The organism is Serratia sp. Ag1 (assembly GCF_000743355.1).
Classification (GTDB): Bacteria; Pseudomonadota; Gammaproteobacteria; order Enterobacterales; family Enterobacteriaceae; genus Chania.
The window spans coordinates 99,761-116,355 of the sequence record NZ_JQEI01000030.1 but is presented as its reverse complement, the minus strand read 5'-3'; the positions used below and the strand labels follow the sequence as shown (position 1 = coordinate 116,355).

General features: G+C 52.1%; 11 protein-coding genes and 6 tRNA genes. 4 read left to right on the top strand and 13 right to left on the bottom strand.

Annotated features, from left to right (window positions below):
• Positions 1-114 precede the first annotated feature (114 nt).
• Both IV04_RS18475 and miaB read right to left on the bottom strand, forming a co-directional pair.
• On the bottom strand, positions 115-450 hold the full coding sequence (locus IV04_RS18475) for a zinc ribbon domain-containing protein YjdM (protein WP_037398350.1): 336 nt from the start codon (positions 448-450) through the stop codon (positions 115-117).
• Positions 451-538: 88 nt separating this feature from the next.
• Positions 539-1,963: a tRNA (N6-isopentenyl adenosine(37)-C2)-methylthiotransferase MiaB gene (gene miaB, locus IV04_RS18470; RefSeq protein WP_037398347.1), complete on the bottom strand. Its 1,425-nt coding sequence runs from the start codon at positions 1,961-1,963 to the stop codon at positions 539-541.
• A gap of 184 nt (positions 1,964-2,147) precedes the next feature.
• On the opposite strand from miaB, the gene ubiF reads away from it, so the two are divergent.
• Positions 2,148-3,329, top strand: coding sequence for a 3-demethoxyubiquinol 3-hydroxylase (gene ubiF / locus IV04_RS18465; RefSeq protein WP_037398344.1), 1,182 nt, complete (start codon positions 2,148-2,150; stop codon positions 3,327-3,329).
• Positions 3,330-3,420: 91 nt separating this feature from the next.
• Here the strand turns inward: ubiF and IV04_RS18460 are convergent.
• The 11 genes from IV04_RS18460 to nagB all read right to left on the bottom strand — a co-directional run bounded on the left by IV04_RS18460 (position 3,421) and on the right by nagB (position 10,198).
• Positions 3,421-3,495 (bottom strand) — tRNA-Gln (locus IV04_RS18460).
• A 16-nt stretch (positions 3,496-3,511) separates the two neighbouring features.
• Positions 3,512-3,588 (bottom strand) — tRNA-Met (locus tag IV04_RS18455).
• 30 nt (positions 3,589-3,618) lie between these two features.
• Positions 3,619-3,693 (bottom strand) — tRNA-Gln (locus IV04_RS18450).
• Between the two features lie 44 nt (positions 3,694-3,737).
• Positions 3,738-3,812, bottom strand: a tRNA-Gln gene (locus tag IV04_RS18445).
• Positions 3,813-3,842: 30 nt separating this feature from the next.
• Positions 3,843-3,927: transfer RNA gene (locus IV04_RS18440), tRNA-Leu, on the bottom strand.
• Positions 3,928-3,935: 8 nt separating this feature from the next.
• Positions 3,936-4,012, bottom strand: a tRNA-Met gene (locus tag IV04_RS18435).
• Positions 4,013-4,228: 216 nt separating this feature from the next.
• Positions 4,229-5,893, bottom strand: a complete 1,665-nt coding sequence (gene asnB / locus IV04_RS18430; RefSeq protein ID WP_037398341.1) for an asparagine synthase B — start codon at positions 5,891-5,893, stop codon at positions 4,229-4,231.
• Between the two features lie 309 nt (positions 5,894-6,202).
• Positions 6,203-6,955, bottom strand: coding sequence for an HAD-IIA family hydrolase (locus IV04_RS18425; protein WP_037398338.1), 753 nt, complete (start codon positions 6,953-6,955; stop codon positions 6,203-6,205).
• A gap of 38 nt (positions 6,956-6,993) precedes the next feature.
• On the bottom strand, positions 6,994-8,214 hold the full coding sequence (locus IV04_RS18420; RefSeq protein ID WP_037398335.1) for an N-acetylglucosamine repressor: 1,221 nt from the start codon (positions 8,212-8,214) through the stop codon (positions 6,994-6,996).
• A 26-nt stretch (positions 8,215-8,240) separates the two neighbouring features.
• Complete coding sequence (nagA, locus tag IV04_RS18415; RefSeq protein ID WP_037398332.1) at positions 8,241-9,380, bottom strand: N-acetylglucosamine-6-phosphate deacetylase; 1,140 nt, start codon at positions 9,378-9,380, stop codon at positions 8,241-8,243.
• A gap of 17 nt (positions 9,381-9,397) precedes the next feature.
• Positions 9,398-10,198 (bottom strand): glucosamine-6-phosphate deaminase, encoded by an 801-nt coding sequence (gene nagB / locus IV04_RS18410; protein WP_037398329.1) that lies wholly within the window; start codon positions 10,196-10,198, stop codon positions 9,398-9,400.
• Between the two features lie 381 nt (positions 10,199-10,579).
• Here nagB and nagE point away from each other — a divergent pair, with 381 nt between their 5' ends.
• The 3 genes from nagE (at position 10,580) to IV04_RS18395 (ending at position 16,488) form a co-directional block, all read left to right on the top strand.
• A complete protein-coding gene (gene nagE / locus IV04_RS18405) occupies positions 10,580-12,610 on the top strand; it encodes an N-acetylglucosamine-specific PTS transporter subunit IIBC (protein ID WP_037398326.1) in 2,031 nt (676 codons plus the stop codon).
• Between the two features lie 188 nt (positions 12,611-12,798).
• Positions 12,799-14,463, top strand: coding sequence for a glutamine--tRNA ligase (gene glnS / locus IV04_RS18400; RefSeq protein ID WP_037398320.1), 1,665 nt, complete (start codon positions 12,799-12,801; stop codon positions 14,461-14,463).
• Between the two features lie 579 nt (positions 14,464-15,042).
• A complete protein-coding gene (locus IV04_RS18395) occupies positions 15,043-16,488 on the top strand; it encodes an OprD family outer membrane porin (RefSeq protein ID WP_037398317.1) in 1,446 nt (481 codons plus the stop codon).
• Positions 16,489-16,595 lie beyond the last annotated feature (107 nt).

Here is a 16,595-nt window from a genome sequence, read left to right as displayed (position 1 = left end):
TCATGGTGCGCAGCGCGGGCGCAAGTATGGCCAGATCTATCTGTGCGCAGAGAGGAGAATTCAAGGGGGAAAATGATGAGGGCCAATTAACTTGGCCCTGGCAACCGGAAAGAATCAGTTCTTTTTCACAAACTCGGATTTCAGCTTCATCGGGCCGAAACCGTCGATTTTGCAGTCGATGTTGTGATCGCCTTCCACCAAACGGATATTTTTCACTTTGGTGCCGATCTTCAGCATGGAAGAACTGCCTTTAACTTTCAGATCCTTAATCACGGTGACCGCATCGCCATCGGCCAGCAGATTACCATTGGCGTCTTTGACGATCAGCGCATCTGCGTCTTCTGCCGCAGCGCTGTCGCTCCACTCATGGGCACATTCAGGGCAGATAAACATATCGTTGTCCTGATAGGTGTATTCGGAATTGCACTTCGGGCAGTGTGGAAGTTGCATTATAAGATTGCCTCATCATCAAAATAAAAAAAACGCCGGGCAAAAAAGAGCCCGGCAGAGAAAACGGGTTATGGCCATGCAAACGGTATCAAGGCTGGTAAGTGCCGACCCCTAAGTCATTTTCCTTACGAGTGCGTGCAATCACCGCCCCAGGGGATTCATGCACGCGCAGTTCCATCTGCTGCTCGGTGCGCACTACGGTACCGTGCAGTGAATTAGCGTGCACTCCGGTAATTTCGACATCAACAAATTGGCCGATCATCTCCGGCGAACCTTCGAAATTGACCGTGCGGCTGCATTCGGTACGGCCAGCCAGATGCATCACGCTCTTGCGTGAGGTCCCTTCGACCAGTATACGCTGTACGGTGCCTACCAGACGGTCGCTGAATTGTAATACATGCTGCTGAATACGATCCTGCAGGATATACAGCCGCTGCTTTTTCTCTTCTTCGCTGATATCGTCTGGCAGATCGGCTGCTGGAGTGCCGGGGCGCGGCGAATAGATAAAGCTGAAGCTGTTGTCGAATTGCACGTCGGCGATCAGGTTCATGGTCTGTTCGAAATCTTCCTGGGTTTCGCCAGGGAAGCCGACGATAAAATCGGAGCTGATGCGGATATTCGGGCGCGCTTTACGCAGCTTGCGGATAATGGCTTTGTATTCCAGCGCGGTATGGGAACGTTTCATCATGGTCAGAATGCGATCTGAACCGCTCTGCACCGGCAGATGCAGGAAGCTCACCAATTCCGGCGTGTCTTCATACACCGCAATGATATCGTCGGTGAACTCAATCGGATGACTGGTGGTGAAACGGACGCGGTCAATGCCGTCGATAGCGGCAACCAGGCGCAGCAGTTCAGCAAAAGAACAGATCCCACCGTCGTAAGTGGCACCACGATAGGCATTAACGTTCTGGCCAAGCAGGTTGATTTCACGCACGCCTTGCGCGGCGAGTTGAGCGATTTCAAACAGCACGTCGTCACTTGGGCGGCTGACTTCTTCACCTCGGGTGTAAGGGACTACACAGAACGTGCAGTATTTGTTACAGCCTTCCATGATCGAGACAAAGGCCGTTGGCCCTTCAGCTCGAGGTTCTGGCAGACGATCAAATTTCTCGATTTCCGGGAAGCTGATATCCACGATCGGGCTGCGGGTGCCTTTCACATGGTTAATCATCTCCGGCAGCCGGTGCAACGTCTGCGGGCCAAAAATGATGTCAACGCAAGGCGCTCGCTTGCGGATGTGCTCGCCTTCCTGCGAAGCCACACAGCCACCGACGCCGATAATCAACTCTGGATTACTTTCTTTAAGCAGCTTCCAGCGGCCCAGCATACCGAAAACTTTTTCCTGCGCTTTCTCGCGAATTGAGCAAGTATTCAGCAGCAACACATCCGCTTCTTCAACGTTATCAGTCCATTCGTAACCGTGTGTGCTTCCCAGAAGATCCGCCATTTTTGATGAGTCGTACTCATTCATCTGGCAGCCCCAGGTTTTGATATGCAGTTTTTTCATCATTGATTTGCCATTACTCAGTGCGAAGAGAAAATTGCGTTAAGCGCTATGCAAGTGGGGCATTGTAAACATTTGATGCGGTGGTGACCAGCAGAGCGACCTGAAGCCAAATTAAAAATCCGTTACACTGGCTGAAAATGCCGTAACCGGTCGGCCGATGCTTAATTAACTGAAAAGTACAATCAAAATGAAGACTTCTCAAAAACGGGTTGATGTGGTGGTGGTGGGCGGCGGTATGGTTGGCGCTGCCGCTGCTTTGGGGCTGGCACAGGCCGGGTTGTCTGTTGCCTTGCTGGAGCATCAGGCTCCAGAAGCGTTTGACGCGCAAAGCCCGCCGGACCTGCGTATTTCCGCTATCGGTTGCTCTTCCGTAAGCCTGTTGAAGCAGCTTGGTGCCTGGCAGGCGGTGGAGAAAATGCGTTTGGCACCTTATCGCCGTTTGGAAACCTGGGAGTGGGCATCCTCACTGGTCGCGTTTGATGCTGCATCGCTGGGGCTGCCAGAACTGGGGTTTATGGTTGAGAACCGTATTTTGCAACTGGCGCTGTGGCAGCAATTGGAACAGTGCGAGAATTTAACGCTCTACTGTCCTGCCACGCTGCAAGCGATGCAACGAGAGCACTCGGGCTGGCAAGTGACGTTAAGCTCGTCTGAGACCTTACAGGCGCGTTTAGTGATAGGGGCGGATGGTGCACATTCACAGGTGCGTAAACTGGCGGCGATTGGCACCAGTGGTTGGCAATATCGTCAGTCCTGCCTGTTGATCAGCGTAGAAACTGGCGCTCCGCAGCAGGATGTGACCTGGCAGCAGTTTTTCCCTTCTGGGCCACGCGCTTTCTTGCCCTTGTGCGGGCCATGGGCTTCGCTGGTTTGGTACGACAGCCCACAGCGAATCCGCCAATTGCAGGCTTTGCCGCTGGAGCAACTGGAGCGTGAAGTCGCTGCGGCTTTCCCGTCGCGCTTGGGCGCAGTGAAGGTACATGCTGCGGGTTCCTTCCCTTTGGTGCGCACTCATGCGCAGCGTTATGTGCAACCTGGATTAGTTTTGTTAGGTGATGCTGCTCACACCATTAATCCATTGGCCGGGCAGGGCGTGAATCTGGGATACCGCGATGTGGATGCTTTGTTTGATGTGATCATCGGTGCGCGTGAACTGGGGGAGGATTGGGCCAGCGAAGCGGTCTTGATGCGTTATCAGCGCCGTCGGCGTACCGATAACCTGTTGATGCAAAGCGGTATGGATCTGTTTTATGCCGCTTTCAGCAACAATCTAGCCCCGTTGGGCGTGGCGCGCAATCTGGCGTTGATGGTAGCGCAACGCGCGGGCAAGCTGAAGGAACACGCGTTGAAGTATGCGCTGGGTTTGTGATCTCTTGGTGGCCAGGCTCAGCCTTGTTGAGTTTGGTCTTGAGTTCAGCTTTAAAAAGCAAAAAACTCGCCAAAGCGAGTTCTTCTGAATTTGGCTGGGGTGCCAGGATTCGAACCTGGGTATGCTGGTATCAGAAACCAGAGCCTTACCGCTTGGCGACACCCCAGTGGGAAATTATGTGATGGTGGCTACGACGGGATTTGAACCTGTGACCCCATCATTATGAGTGATGTGCTCTAACCAACTGAGCTACGTAGCCGTCACTTACTGACAGGTCAATGGTGTTTGATGGCTGGGGTACCTGGATTCGAACCAGGGAATGCCGGTATCAAAAACCGGTGCCTTACCGCTTGGCGATACCCCAATAACACAATCAACTTTTAACAGCAGCCAGATTTAAAAAAAATATGGCTGGGGTACCTGGATTCGAACCAGGGAATGCCGGTATCAAAAACCGGTGCCTTACCGCTTGGCGATACCCCACCTGCTGCTAAACAACTCGATGAAAGAAAATGGTGCGGGAGGCGAGACTTGAACTCGCACACCTTGCGGCGCTAGAACCTAAATCTAGTGCGTCTACCAATTTCGCCACTCCCGCAAAAAAGATGGTGGCTACGACGGGATTCGAACCTGTGACCCCATCATTATGAGTGATGTGCTCTAACCAACTGAGCTACGTAGCCATCTTTTTTCGCGCAACCTTCATCGGCGTTGCGGGGCGCATTATGCGTATATGGCCGTTTTGCGTCAACAAGTTTTTTCCCGAAAAAGCGCCTGAGCGTATCGTTTGTCTGGGTTGTGAACAGCTTGGTGATAAAAACATCAATTAAGACAATTAATGTCTGAAAACAGCGACAAAGGCGAGCCCTCAGGCCCGCCGTAGGGTACAGCGTGTTGGCTTACTGGTAGGCTGACTGGTGAACACCGACAGCACGGCCAGATGGATCGTCCATCTTTTTGAAGGATTCATCCCATTCAATGGCTTTTGCTGATGAGCAAGCTACCGATGGGCCACCAGGAACGCACTCTGCTGCGCTCGGCAGTGGGAACAGTTCTTCAAAGATTTCGCGGTACAGGTAGCCTTCTTTTGAGGTCGGTGTGTTGTACGGGAAACGGAAACGCGCAGTTTCGAGCTGTTGATCGCTGATCTGTTGGGCTGCGACTTCTTTCAGCGTATCGATCCAGCTGTAACCTACGCCATCGGAGAACTGCTCTTTCTGCCGCCAAGCCACGCTGGCGGGCAGATAAGATTCAAAGCATTGGCGGATAATATGTTTTTCCATCTTGCCGTTGCCGCACATCTTGTCTTTCGGGTTAATACGCATCGCCACATCAAGGAAGTTTTTATCCAGGAACGGCACACGGGCTTCCACCCCCCAGGCCGACATGGCTTTGTTGGCACGGGCACAGTCATACATATGCAGCGCCAACAGCTTGCGCACGGTTTCTTCGTGGAATTCTTTGGCATTCGGCGCTTTATGGAAGTATAGGTAGCCGCCGAACACTTCATCAGCTCCTTCGCCAGACAGCACCATTTTGATCCCCATTGCCTTGATTTTACGTGACATCAGGTACATCGGCGTTGAGGCGCGGATAGTCGTTACATCGTAGGTTTCAATGTGATAAATCACGTCGCGGATCGCATCCAGCCCTTCTTGCACCGTGAAGTGGATTTCATGGTGGACGGTGCCAAGATGGTTGGCGACCTCTTGTGCCGCGCGCAGATCGGGTGAGCCTTCCAGGCCGACGGCAAAGGAGTGCAACTGCGGCCACCAGGCTTCGCTGCGCTCATCATCTTCCACACGGCGTGCGGCATATTTTTTGGTAATGGCAGAAATCACTGAAGAATCCAGGCCGCCGGAGAGCAGCACACCGTAAGGAACGTCGGACATCAGGTGACTTTTCACCGCTTCTTCCAGTGCGTTACGCAGGGCGTTGGCATCAGTGACATTGTCTTTAACGTTGTCAAAGTCAAACCAATCGCGCTGATAGTAGGTGCGGATCTCGCCGTCCTGGCTCCACAGGTAGCTGCCAGCCGGGAATTCTTTGATGCTGCGGCAGACCGGCACCAGGGCTTTCATTTCAGAAGCGACAAACAGGTTGCCGTGCTCATCGTGGCCCATATAAAGCGGGATGATGCCGAGATGGTCGCGGCCAATCAGATAGGTATCTTTTTCTGCGTCATACAGCGCAAAGGCGAACATGCCTTGCAGTTCGTCGAGAAAGTCCGGGCCTTTTTCCTGATACAGCGCCAGAATGACTTCACAGTCGGAACCGGTCTGGAATTCATAGCGATCGCTGAGTTGCTGGCGCAGTGCCTGATGATTGTAAATCTCACCATTGACGGCCAGAACGTGGGTGTGCGCTGCGTTGTACAGCGGTTGGGCACCGTTGTTCACGTCGACGATCGACAGGCGTTCGTGTGCCAGAATGGCTTTATCGCTGGCATAAACACCGGACCAGTCCGGGCCGCGATGGCGCATCAGGCGCGACAGTTCCAGCGCTTTTTTACGCAGTTCAACCGGATCGGACTTCAGATCGAGCACACCGAAAATAGAACACATACAAACTCTCCTAACGACTTTTCTTGGGCTGTGATGTTTACGGGCGGAATTACCGTTTTATCAAGGATGGCGCGGTTTTATTGCCTGTTGCTGATGAAAATGCGCCAAAACCTGAGGAAGATGCAAGCGTTTTAACGTTACGCTGATAAATAGTCAGACAGGTAGACTAAAATATTAGCGGATATTCAGTTTAAGGCCAAAAAAATTAGGGAATATGCAATTTTTGAGGTGATCTGGGGATTTTACTGGCATTAGCGGAGGGTGGGGCAAGGGTAAAACCGGGCGGCTGACATTTGCCGCCCAGCGGGCTTAGAAAATATTGATATCTGCAACCGAAGGGAAGATGTAACTCGGGCGGAATGGCATGGTTTCGACATCATTTAAGGTGGAAACGCCGGATAACACCAGAATGGTTTCCAGCCCGGCTTGGAAGCCCGCCAGGATGTCGGTACGCAGGTTATCGCCGACAATCACGGTTTCTTCTGAGTGGGCCTGCAGCTTGTTCAGTGCAGCGCGGATAATCCACGGGCTTGGTTTACCCACGTAGAACGGTTTGCGCCCGGTGATTTTTTCGATTGGTGCGCACAGCGCTCCACAGGCAGGAACGAACCCGTGGCCGTGGGTATCGGGATTGGTGGCAATAAAGCGTGCGCCATTGGTCACAAAATAGGCCGCTTTGTGCATCATATCCCAGTTGTACGATCGTGTTTCACCAACGATAACGAAATCCGGGTTGATATCGGTAATGGTAAAACCGGCTTTATACAGTTCGTGAATCAGTGCGCCTTCTCCGATCACATAGGCTTTTTTGCCCTCTTGGCGACGGAGAAAATCAGCGGTGGCCATCGCCGAGGTATAAAACGCACTTTCTGGCACCTCCAGCCCGGCGGCGGCAAAACGGTTCACCAGATCCTGCGCGGTTTGTGAGGGATAGTTGGTCAGCATCACCAGCGGCATCCCCTGTTCCTGAATGCGCGCCAGAAACACATCGGCACCCGGAACGGCGGTGTTGTCATGCATCAGTACGCCGTCGATGTCACATATTATATTTTTAATCATCATGATTGCTGTTTCTCTTGATTGAATTGCCGGAGAACGGTTCAGCTTTCCAGCAACCGCTGTAAGAGCACGCCATTGAGCATGGCGCGTTTGGCCAGGGCGAAAGCGCCGATCGCCGAGCGATGATTAAGCTCTGAGGTGACTACCGGCAAATTCTTGCGGAAATTCTTCAGCGCCTGAGTATTGATGCAACTTTGGATTGCAGGTAACAGCACTTTGTCTGCTTCGGTGATGTCACCCGCGATGACGACTTTTTGTGGGTTGAACAGGTTGATGGCGATCGCCACCGCTTTGCCGAGATAACGGCCAACGTGTTCGACCACTTCACTTGCCAACAGATCGCCACGGTTGGCGGCTTTGCAGATAGCGGCAATGTTACAATCATCGAGCGTCAGTTTGCTCGGGTAGCCTTGAGTGAGCAGGTGGCGGACACGTTGTTCGATCGCCGCATTCGACGCGACGGTTTCTAGGCAACCGAAGTTGCCGCAGTGGCAGCGTTCACCGAGGGGATCGATCTGAATATGGCCGATTTCGCCGACGTTACCGTTGTTGCTCAGGAAGATTTGGCTATTGACGATAATTCCGGCCCCGGTCCCACGGTGCAAGCGCACCAAGATCGAATCTTCGCAGTCGCGTGTGGCACCGAAGTAATGTTCTGCCAGCGCCAGGCTACGGATATCATGGCCGACAAAGCTGGTGACGTTGAAACGTTGCTGAAGGTTATCCACCAGCGTCCAGTTGTTGACGCTGATGTGCGGCATATAGTGCACCACACCCTGAGCAGGGGCGACTAAGCCCGGCAGGATCACGGCGATGGCGATCAGCTCGCGCAGTTTGCGCTGGTAGTGGTCAATAAACTGCTCAATGGCGTTGAACAGGGCTTCTTCCAGTGTCTCCTGGGTGCGTTCCGGCAGCGAGTAATGCTCTTCACCCAGCGATTTGCCGCTCATGTCGTACAGCGTTATGGTGGCATCATGGCGGCCAAGGCGCACGGCGACGGTGTGGAACTGGCGGGTTTCGGAGACAATGGATATAGCGCGGCGGCCACCGGTAGAAGCTTGCTGATCGACTTCTTTGATCAGCCCGCGCTCCAACAGTTGGCGAGTAATTTTAGTGACACTGGCGGGGGCAAGCTGGCTGAGTTCAGCAATCTGAATCCGCGAGATTGGGCCCTGTTGGTCGATCAGACGATAAACTGCTGCGCCGTTGAGTTGTTTGACTAAGTCAACGTTCCCTATTTGTGCCTGTCCGCCAGTGCTCATCAATAATTTTACTCTTTTGTCAGGAATTAAACCTCGTTACCGTTAACGAAGGTTGTGGTGATCTTATAATCACGGGTAAATGCGGTCAGGTTTGCCACCTTCCCAGCCTCGATCGTGCCCAAACGCTGTGCAACACCGATGGCGCGTGCCGGATAGAGCGTAGCCATACGCAGCGCTTCGTCCAGTGCGATACCCACGTGTTCCACACTGTTTTGCACGGCTTCGATCATGGTCAATGCCGAACCACTCAGGGTTCCGTTTTCATCAACACACAATCCATCACGATAGTATATTGTTTTACCAGCGAAAATAAATTGGTCAATCTCCGCGCCTGCGGGTGCCGTGGCGTCGGTAACCAGTACCAATTTATCACCTTTTGCCCGTTTAGCGTTACGGATACTCGCCCAGGCGACGTGGTGACCATCGGCGATGATGCCGGTATAGACTTCAGGCGTGTCGAAAATGGCCCCTGTCAGGCCAGGTTCACGCCCGGTAATATATGGCATGGCATTGTACAGATGTGTGGCGAAGCTAATACCCGCGGCGAAACCGACACGTGACTCAGCGTAAGTGGCATTCGAGTGACCGGCAGAAACCACAATACCCGCATGAACTAATTGCTCGATGAAATGTGGCTCAACCATTTCCGGTGCCAGCGTCACTTTAGTGATCACGTCTGCGTTAGCACACAGGTAGTCGATCATCTCGCTGGTGGGTTGACGGATAAACGCCGGGTTGTGCGTGCCTTTCTTGAGCAGGCTCAGGTATGGGCCTTCCAAGTGCAGGCCAAGCGCCTGATTCGGGTTATTCTTCAAGTAAGCGCGCATCACGTTGATGCCGTGCTTCATAAAATCGTCGCTGCAGGTGATCAGCGTAGGCAGATAACTGGTGCAGCCTGATTTTTCATTGGCACGCTGCATGATTTCCAGCGTTTTTTCTGAGATGGCTTCCAGTGAGTCGTTGAACTGCACACCGCCACAGCCATTGAGCTGAACGTCTATAAAACCGGGGGCTAGGATGGCGCCACCCAGATCGCGCGTTTCAATGCCAGCGGGCAGTTCAGCCAGCGGGCAGACTCGTTCAATCAGACCATCAGCAATCACTACCGCGTGGTCATCAAGCACGTCGTGGCCGGTAAAAATCCGGCATTGGGTTAAAGCGAACATGTAGCCCCCTGCAAAAATTAAAGACTATTAACGCTTTCCGCTTCTAACTCACGGAAATATTTAACGGTTTTCACCTTGAGTTCCATAGTGGAAGGCTCGTCGCACACCACAACGGACTTCGCGTGCAACTGCAGGCAACTGATGGTCCACATGTGGTTGACACAGCCTTCAACCGCAGCTTCCAGCGCCTGTGCCTTGCCGCGGCCAGTGACCAGGATCATCACTTCTTCTGCATCCAGCAGGGTGCCGACACCTACGGTCAGGGCGTACTTTGGTACCTGGCTGACATCGCCGTCAAAGAAGCGGGAGTTAGCGATGCGGGTTTCTTCCGTCAGCGTTTTGATGCGGGTACGTGAAGACAGAGAAGAGGCGGGTTCGTTGAACGCAATGTGCCCGTCAACACCGACGCCGCCCATGAACAGATGAACTTTGCCGTAGGACTTGATCTTGGCTTCGTACTGGCGGCACTCTTCGTCCACGTCCGGCGCATTGCCATTCAGCAGATTAATATTTTCATGCGGAATATCAACGTGATCGAAGAAGTTGTGATACATGAAAGTATGATAGCTTTCAGGGTGTTCCTGCGGCAGACCCACATATTCATCCATGTTGAAGGTTACCACGTGCTTAAAGCTGACTTCACCTGCTTTGTGCATCTTAATCAGATGCTTGTAAGCTTCAAGTGGGGTGCCGCCGGTAGGCAGACCGAGAACAAACGGACGATCGGCAGTGGGTTGGAATGCGTTAATACGCTGGACGATATGGCGTGCAGCCCATTTGCCGACTTGTGCGGTATCTTTCAGTGGAATAAGTCTCATCATACACCTCTTGGTAAAATAAACTGTGGCTATACTGTGATGGGGCCAGAACCTGAGCCTTAAGCGTAACTCAGCTTTGCGAAGCTCGCGTTAAACGTAAGCGCCCTTTGATTTTTTGAATGATAAAATAAGTTTTGTGCGATGGCTAGCAATGTGGCAGCTTAAGACTGCTTTTTGGTGATTTAAATCACAAAAAACGAGGTTTTAATTTGCGATACGAAATAAATTTTTTACACTCCGCATGAAGAGACAATATCCCACCACTGAATGCGGTGGGATATCGCCTGTGAATTGCCATACGATATGTATTTCTAAAAAGGTAGTGAGTTATTCTCAATAAACTACCAACAGGGTCCGTTCGCGGACGAATAGGGGGAAAAGGTGAACATTCTTAGTTATTTGCAAAAGGTAGGCCGGGCCTTGATGGTTCCGGTTGCCACGTTGCCTGCTGCAGCCATCTTGATGGGCGTCGGGTACTGGATTGATCCTATTGGTTGGGGCGGTGGCAATGCCTTTGCAGCTTTATTGATCAAATCCGGTTCGGCCATCATCGATAATATGCCGGTGCTGTTCGCCGTTGGTGTGGCTTATGGTATGTCAAAAGACAAAGACGGTGCTGCTGCGCTGACCGGTTTTGTCGGTTTCCTGGTGCTAACCACCCTTTGTTCGCCGGGTGCCGTGGCGATGATCCAGAAAATACCCGTTGATCAGGTGCCTGCTGCGTTCGGTAAAATCCAGAACCAGTTCGTTGGTATTCTGGTGGGTATCATCTCTGCTGAGATCTACAACCGTTTCAGCGGCGTTGAGTTGCCGAAAGCGCTGTCGTTCTTCAGTGGCCGCCGCCTGGTGCCAATCCTGATCTCGTTCCTGATGATCCTGGTGGCTTTCATCATGATGTACGTCTGGCCGGTAGTCTTCAGCGGCCTGGTGAACTTCGGTGAGCATATCCAGAAACTGGGTTCCGTGGGTGCGGGTATCTATGCATTCTTCAACCGCCTGTTGATCCCGGTGGGTCTGCACCATGCGCTGAACTCCGTATTCTGGTTCGACGTTGCCGGTATCAACGATATTCCTAACTTCCTCGGTGGCCAGCAGTCTATCGAATCCGGTAAAGGCATCGTGGGTATTACGGGCCGTTACCAGGCAGGCTTCTTCCCAATCATGATGTTCGGCTTGCCGGGTGCGGCATTGGCGATTTATCACTGTGCACGCCCTGAGAACAAAGCCAAAGTGTTGGGGATTATGCTGGCAGGGGCCTTTGCGGCCTTCTTTACCGGTATCACCGAACCGCTGGAGTTCTCCTTCATGTTCGTGGCTCCGGTGCTGTATGTGATCCACGCCGTACTGACCGGGATCTCGGTATTTATCGCCGCCAGTATGCAGTGGATTTCTGGTTTCGGTTTCAGTGCCGGTTTTGTGGATATGATGTTGTGGGTGCGTAACCCGCTGGCAACCCACTGGTATATGCTGATCCCACAAGGTCTGGTGTTCTTTGTCATTTATTACGTGGTGTTCCGTTTCACTATTAACAAGTTTAACCTGATGACTCCGGGCCGTGAACTGGCGGTTGCCGGTGACGAAACTGACGGTTATGACGTGAACGTGAATAACGACGGCGGTAAAGACGAAAACGAAACGACCACGCTGGCTCGCCGTTACGTTGGGGCGATCGGTGGTTCTGACAACCTGACCGGTATCGATGCCTGTATTACTCGTCTGCGTCTGAACGTGAAAGACTCTGCGTTGGTTAACGATGCCGTTGCCAAACGTCTGGGTGCTTCCGGCGTGATCCGTCTGAACAAGCAGAGCGTGCAGGTGATCGTGGGTACCCGTGCCGAACTGATTGCCAGTGCAATGCGTAATGTTATGGCCGCAGGCCCAGTACCTGCTGCGGCAGCACCCGCAGCGGCTGCAGAAGTGAAACCACAAGCAGTGCCTAATGCACCGAAAGCCTCTTTCCAGGCGTTGGTAGCACCGGTTACCGGTGAAGTGGTGGCGTTGGAGCAGGTGCCGGATGAAGCCTTTGCCAGCAAAGCGGTAGGTGACGGTGTGGCTATTCGCCCAACCGAGAAGACCGTTGTGGCACCAGCCGATGGCACCGTGGTGAAGATCTTCAACACCAACCATGCTTTCTGCCTGGAAACCGATAAAGGGGCAGAAATTGTGGTGCACATGGGTATCGACACCGTTGCGCTGAATGGCCAGGGCTTCAAGCGCTTGGTTGAAGAGGGTGCAGAGGTGAAAGCAGGTCAGCCGATTCTGGAAATGGATCTGGCATACCTGAATGCCAATGCTCGCTCGATGATCAGCCCAGTGGTGGTCAGCAATGCTGATGACTATGCCGGTTTGACTGCCTTAGCAACCGGTCATGTGGTTGCAGGCCAGACCACACTGTTCGAGATTCAAAAATAAGCCGTTTCACCTGAACTTTTTCAGGCGCTAAACGGGCCATCATCTTGGCGGGGAAAGAGCGATCTTTTCCCGCTTTTTTATTTTTGTTTGGCAGAGCGAATTTTCATGAAACTAACGGTTGTTTCCAGACGTGGCTTGTTGGAACATAGGGGGTTATGTGTAGCGCTTTGTATTTGAGGAATAGTGATATGAGTGAGGCCGAAGCCCGCCCAACCAATTTTATCCGTCAGATTATTGATGAAGATCTGGCCTCAGGGAAGCATTCGTCGGTACAGACCCGTTTCCCGCCGGAGCCAAACGGCTATTTGCACATCGGCCATGCGAAATCCATCTGCCTGAATTTCGGTATTGCCAAGGATTACCAAGGCAAGTGCAACCTGCGTTTCGATGATACCAACCCGGCAAAAGAAGACATCGAGTTTGTGGATTCCATCAAGCAGGATGTGGAGTGGCTAGGATTCAAGTGGAGCGGCGATGTCCGTTACTCTTCCGACTATTTCGATCAATTACATCAGTATGCGGTTGAACTGATCGGTAAAGGTTTAGCTTATGTTGATGAGCTGACGCCTGAGCAGATCCGTGAGTATCGCGGCACCCTGACCGCACCGGGTAAAGATAGCCCGTATCGTAATCGCCCAGTGGCAGAGAACCTGGCGTTGTTCGAAAAGATGCGCAAGGGCGAATTTGCCGAAGGCAGCGTGTGTCTGCGCGCGAAAATCGATATGGCTTCACCGTTTATCGTCATGCGCGATCCGGTTATCTATCGCATCAAGTTTGCCGATCACCACCAGACCGGCAACAAGTGGTGCATCTACCCGATGTATGATTTCACCCACTGCATTTCCGATGCGCTGGAAGGGATTACCCATTCGCTGTGTACGCTGGAATTCCAGGACAACCGCCGTCTTTACGATTGGGTGCTGGAGAACATCACTATTGATTGCCACCCACGCCAATATGAGTTTTCGCGCCTCAATCTTGAGTACGCCATCATGTCCAAGCGCAAGCTGAGCCTGCTGGTGAGCGAGAAAGTGGTGGAAGGCTGGGATGATCCGCGTATGCCGACCGTATCTGGCCTGCGCCGCCGTGGTTATACGGCTGCGTCTATCCGCGAGTTTTGCCAGCGTATCGGCGTGACCAAGCAGGACAATAACGTCGAGATGATGGCGTTGGAATCCTGTATCCGCGACGATCTCAATGAGAACGCCCCACGGGCGATGGCCGTGCTGGATCCAGTAAAAGTGATCATTGAAAACATGACGGACGATGTGCAGATGGTCACCATGCCTAACCATCCGAATAAACCGGAAATGGGTAGCCGCGCAGTGCCGTTCAGCCGTGAAGTGTATATCGATCGTGCCGACTTCCGCGAAGAAGCCAACAAGCAATACAAGCGCTTGGTATTGGGTAAAGAAGTTCGTTTGCGCAATGCCTATGTAATTAAGGCCGAGCGCGTCGAGAAGGACGCTGATGGCGAAATCACTGCCATCTACTGTACTTACGATCCTGATACGTTGAGCAAAGATCCGGCGGATGGCCGCAAGGTGAAAGGGGTAATCCACTGGGTCTCTGCGGCACACGCGCTGCCAGCAGAAATCCGCCTGTATGACCGCTTGTTCAGCGTCGCCAACCCGGCAGCGGCAGATGATTTCTTGTCTACCATCAACCCGGAGTCTTTGGTGATCAAGCACGGGTTTGTTGAGCCAAGCCTGGCAACGGCACAACCAGAGAAAGCCTATCAGTTTGAGCGTGAAGGCTATTTCTGCGCAGATAACCGTTGCTCTTCAGCAGAGCACCTGGTGTTTAACCGCACCGTTGGCCTGCGTGATACCTGGGCGAAAATCGGCGAATAAACGCTGATTTTGGTCTCTTTTTGAAGCGTAGCTCAGGCTGCGCTTTTTTATTGCTTGAAATAACCCTTTTTTCATCCACATCACGCCTGCTTTTCACCGATAACTTAGCGTTATCTCTTCTCTTTCTCTATAAAATTTCATGATGTTGAGATTTTTCACTGCTTATAGAGTTCCTCTTTGTATATTCGCGATGAAAATTAATATCATTTGTAGAGCGCTCTCATTTTTTTCATAAATTTTTGTCGTCATCAGGTCGAACCCTTTATTTTGTCAGGGTATTTACCTAATTATCATTATTTATTCTGATTTTATTGAATTTTTTATTCAAAAACAGCGGTTGCTCACTGCTGTAACAAAATCTTATCGATATGTGCTCCTTGTCATACTTTGACAATTCTATCTCACTTTTCATTTGATAATTCGCGTCGCGAAAAATAGTCTAGCGCTAGCAATAAAGCTGAGCAGGGTTTTCACCTGTCAGCAGAATTTTCACCCGATTGGGTTTTATTAGCGGCCGTTCAGGGCAGTGGTGAACACTGGCGGGCGCACTTTTAACGTCAAGTCAAAGAGGAATTTTCTATGGGTACGCACGGTGCTCAGCGTAAAACGCTGGTACTCGCTATCGCGGGTGCATTGTTAGGAACAGGATTTGTCATGGCACCTGAAGCGCAAGCTGCAGGGTTTATTGATGATTCGACGATGACTGGCGGGGTGTATTACTGGCAGCGCCAGCGCGATCGCAAAGATCTCAATGAAACAAGAGAAGAAACCTTACTCGATGGCACGAAAGTTACGGTAAAGAACCCTAACTATGACTCATTTGCAACCAACCTTTCGCATGCCACCGCTAACCTGAGCCTGGATTTTACTTCCGGCTATGCCATGGACATGTTCGGTTTGGATGTGGGGGCATTCAGCGCCATTGAGATTGCTGAGTCTAAAGAAAGTGGTCACCCTAATGAAATCGCCTTCTCCAGCCGTAATCGTACTTATGATGAAGATTACTCTGGCGATAAGAGTGGTATCAGCCTGTATAAAGCCGCCGGTAAATTCAAATATGGCCCGATGTGGGCGCGCGCAGGTTACATCCAGCCAAGCGGCCAAACGCTGCTTGCTCCGCACTGGAGCTTTATGCCAGGCACCTATCAGGGGGCGGAAGCGGGGGCCAACCTTGATTACGGTGATGCCGGTGCCCTGAGCTTCTCATACATGTGGGCCAACAAGTATAAAGCGCCATGGCATATCGAGATGGACGATTTCCGGCAGAATGACCGCGAGACGCGTGTTTCCTACCTGCATTCATTGGGTGCCAAGTACGACTTCAAAAACGATCTGGTGCTGGAAGCCGCTGTCGGTCAGTCACAAGGTTACGTGAATCAGTATTTCACCAAGGCTTCTTACAAATTTGATGTGGTGGGCAACCCGCTGACCACCAGCTACCAGTTCTACGGCGCTGAAGATCGTGTCAGTGACAGCCGCGATCCTAACAGCATCTATGACGGTTTGGCCTGGTTGCAGGCGCTGACCTTCGGCTATACCACCGGTCAGTTCAACTGGCGTCTGGAAGGCACCATGGTCAAGGCAGAGGGGAACCAAGGGTTCTTCCTGCAGCGTATGACCCCGACTTATGCTTCTTCCAATGGCCGTCTCGATATCTGGTGGGATAACCGTTCCGACTTCAACGCCAACGGTGAAAAAGCCGTTTACGGCGGCGTGATGTATGACCTGAGCAAATGGAACATTCCTGGTCTGTCGGTCGGGGCTTCTTATGTCTATGCCTGGGATGCGAAGCCTAGCACTAACCCGATTTACGATCAGAGTCAGCGCCTGAGAGAGAGCGCTTACAGCCTGGATGCGGCTTATGCTCTGCAGGATGGCCGTGCTAAAGGCACCTTGTTCAAGCTGCACTTCACGCAATATGACAACCATTCCGATCTGCCTAGCTGGAGCGGTGGTTATGGCAACATCTTCCAGGATGAAAGAGACGTCAAATTCATCGTGATTGCGCCATTCACCGTCTTCTAAAACTTGCCCCGGTGGTACTGCCACCGGGGCAATAACGTTTTAAAGCGAATCATGCTGCCAGCTGTTGCTAAAGCAAAAAGCACGTAGAGAAAGTCTGGCAAGAGATT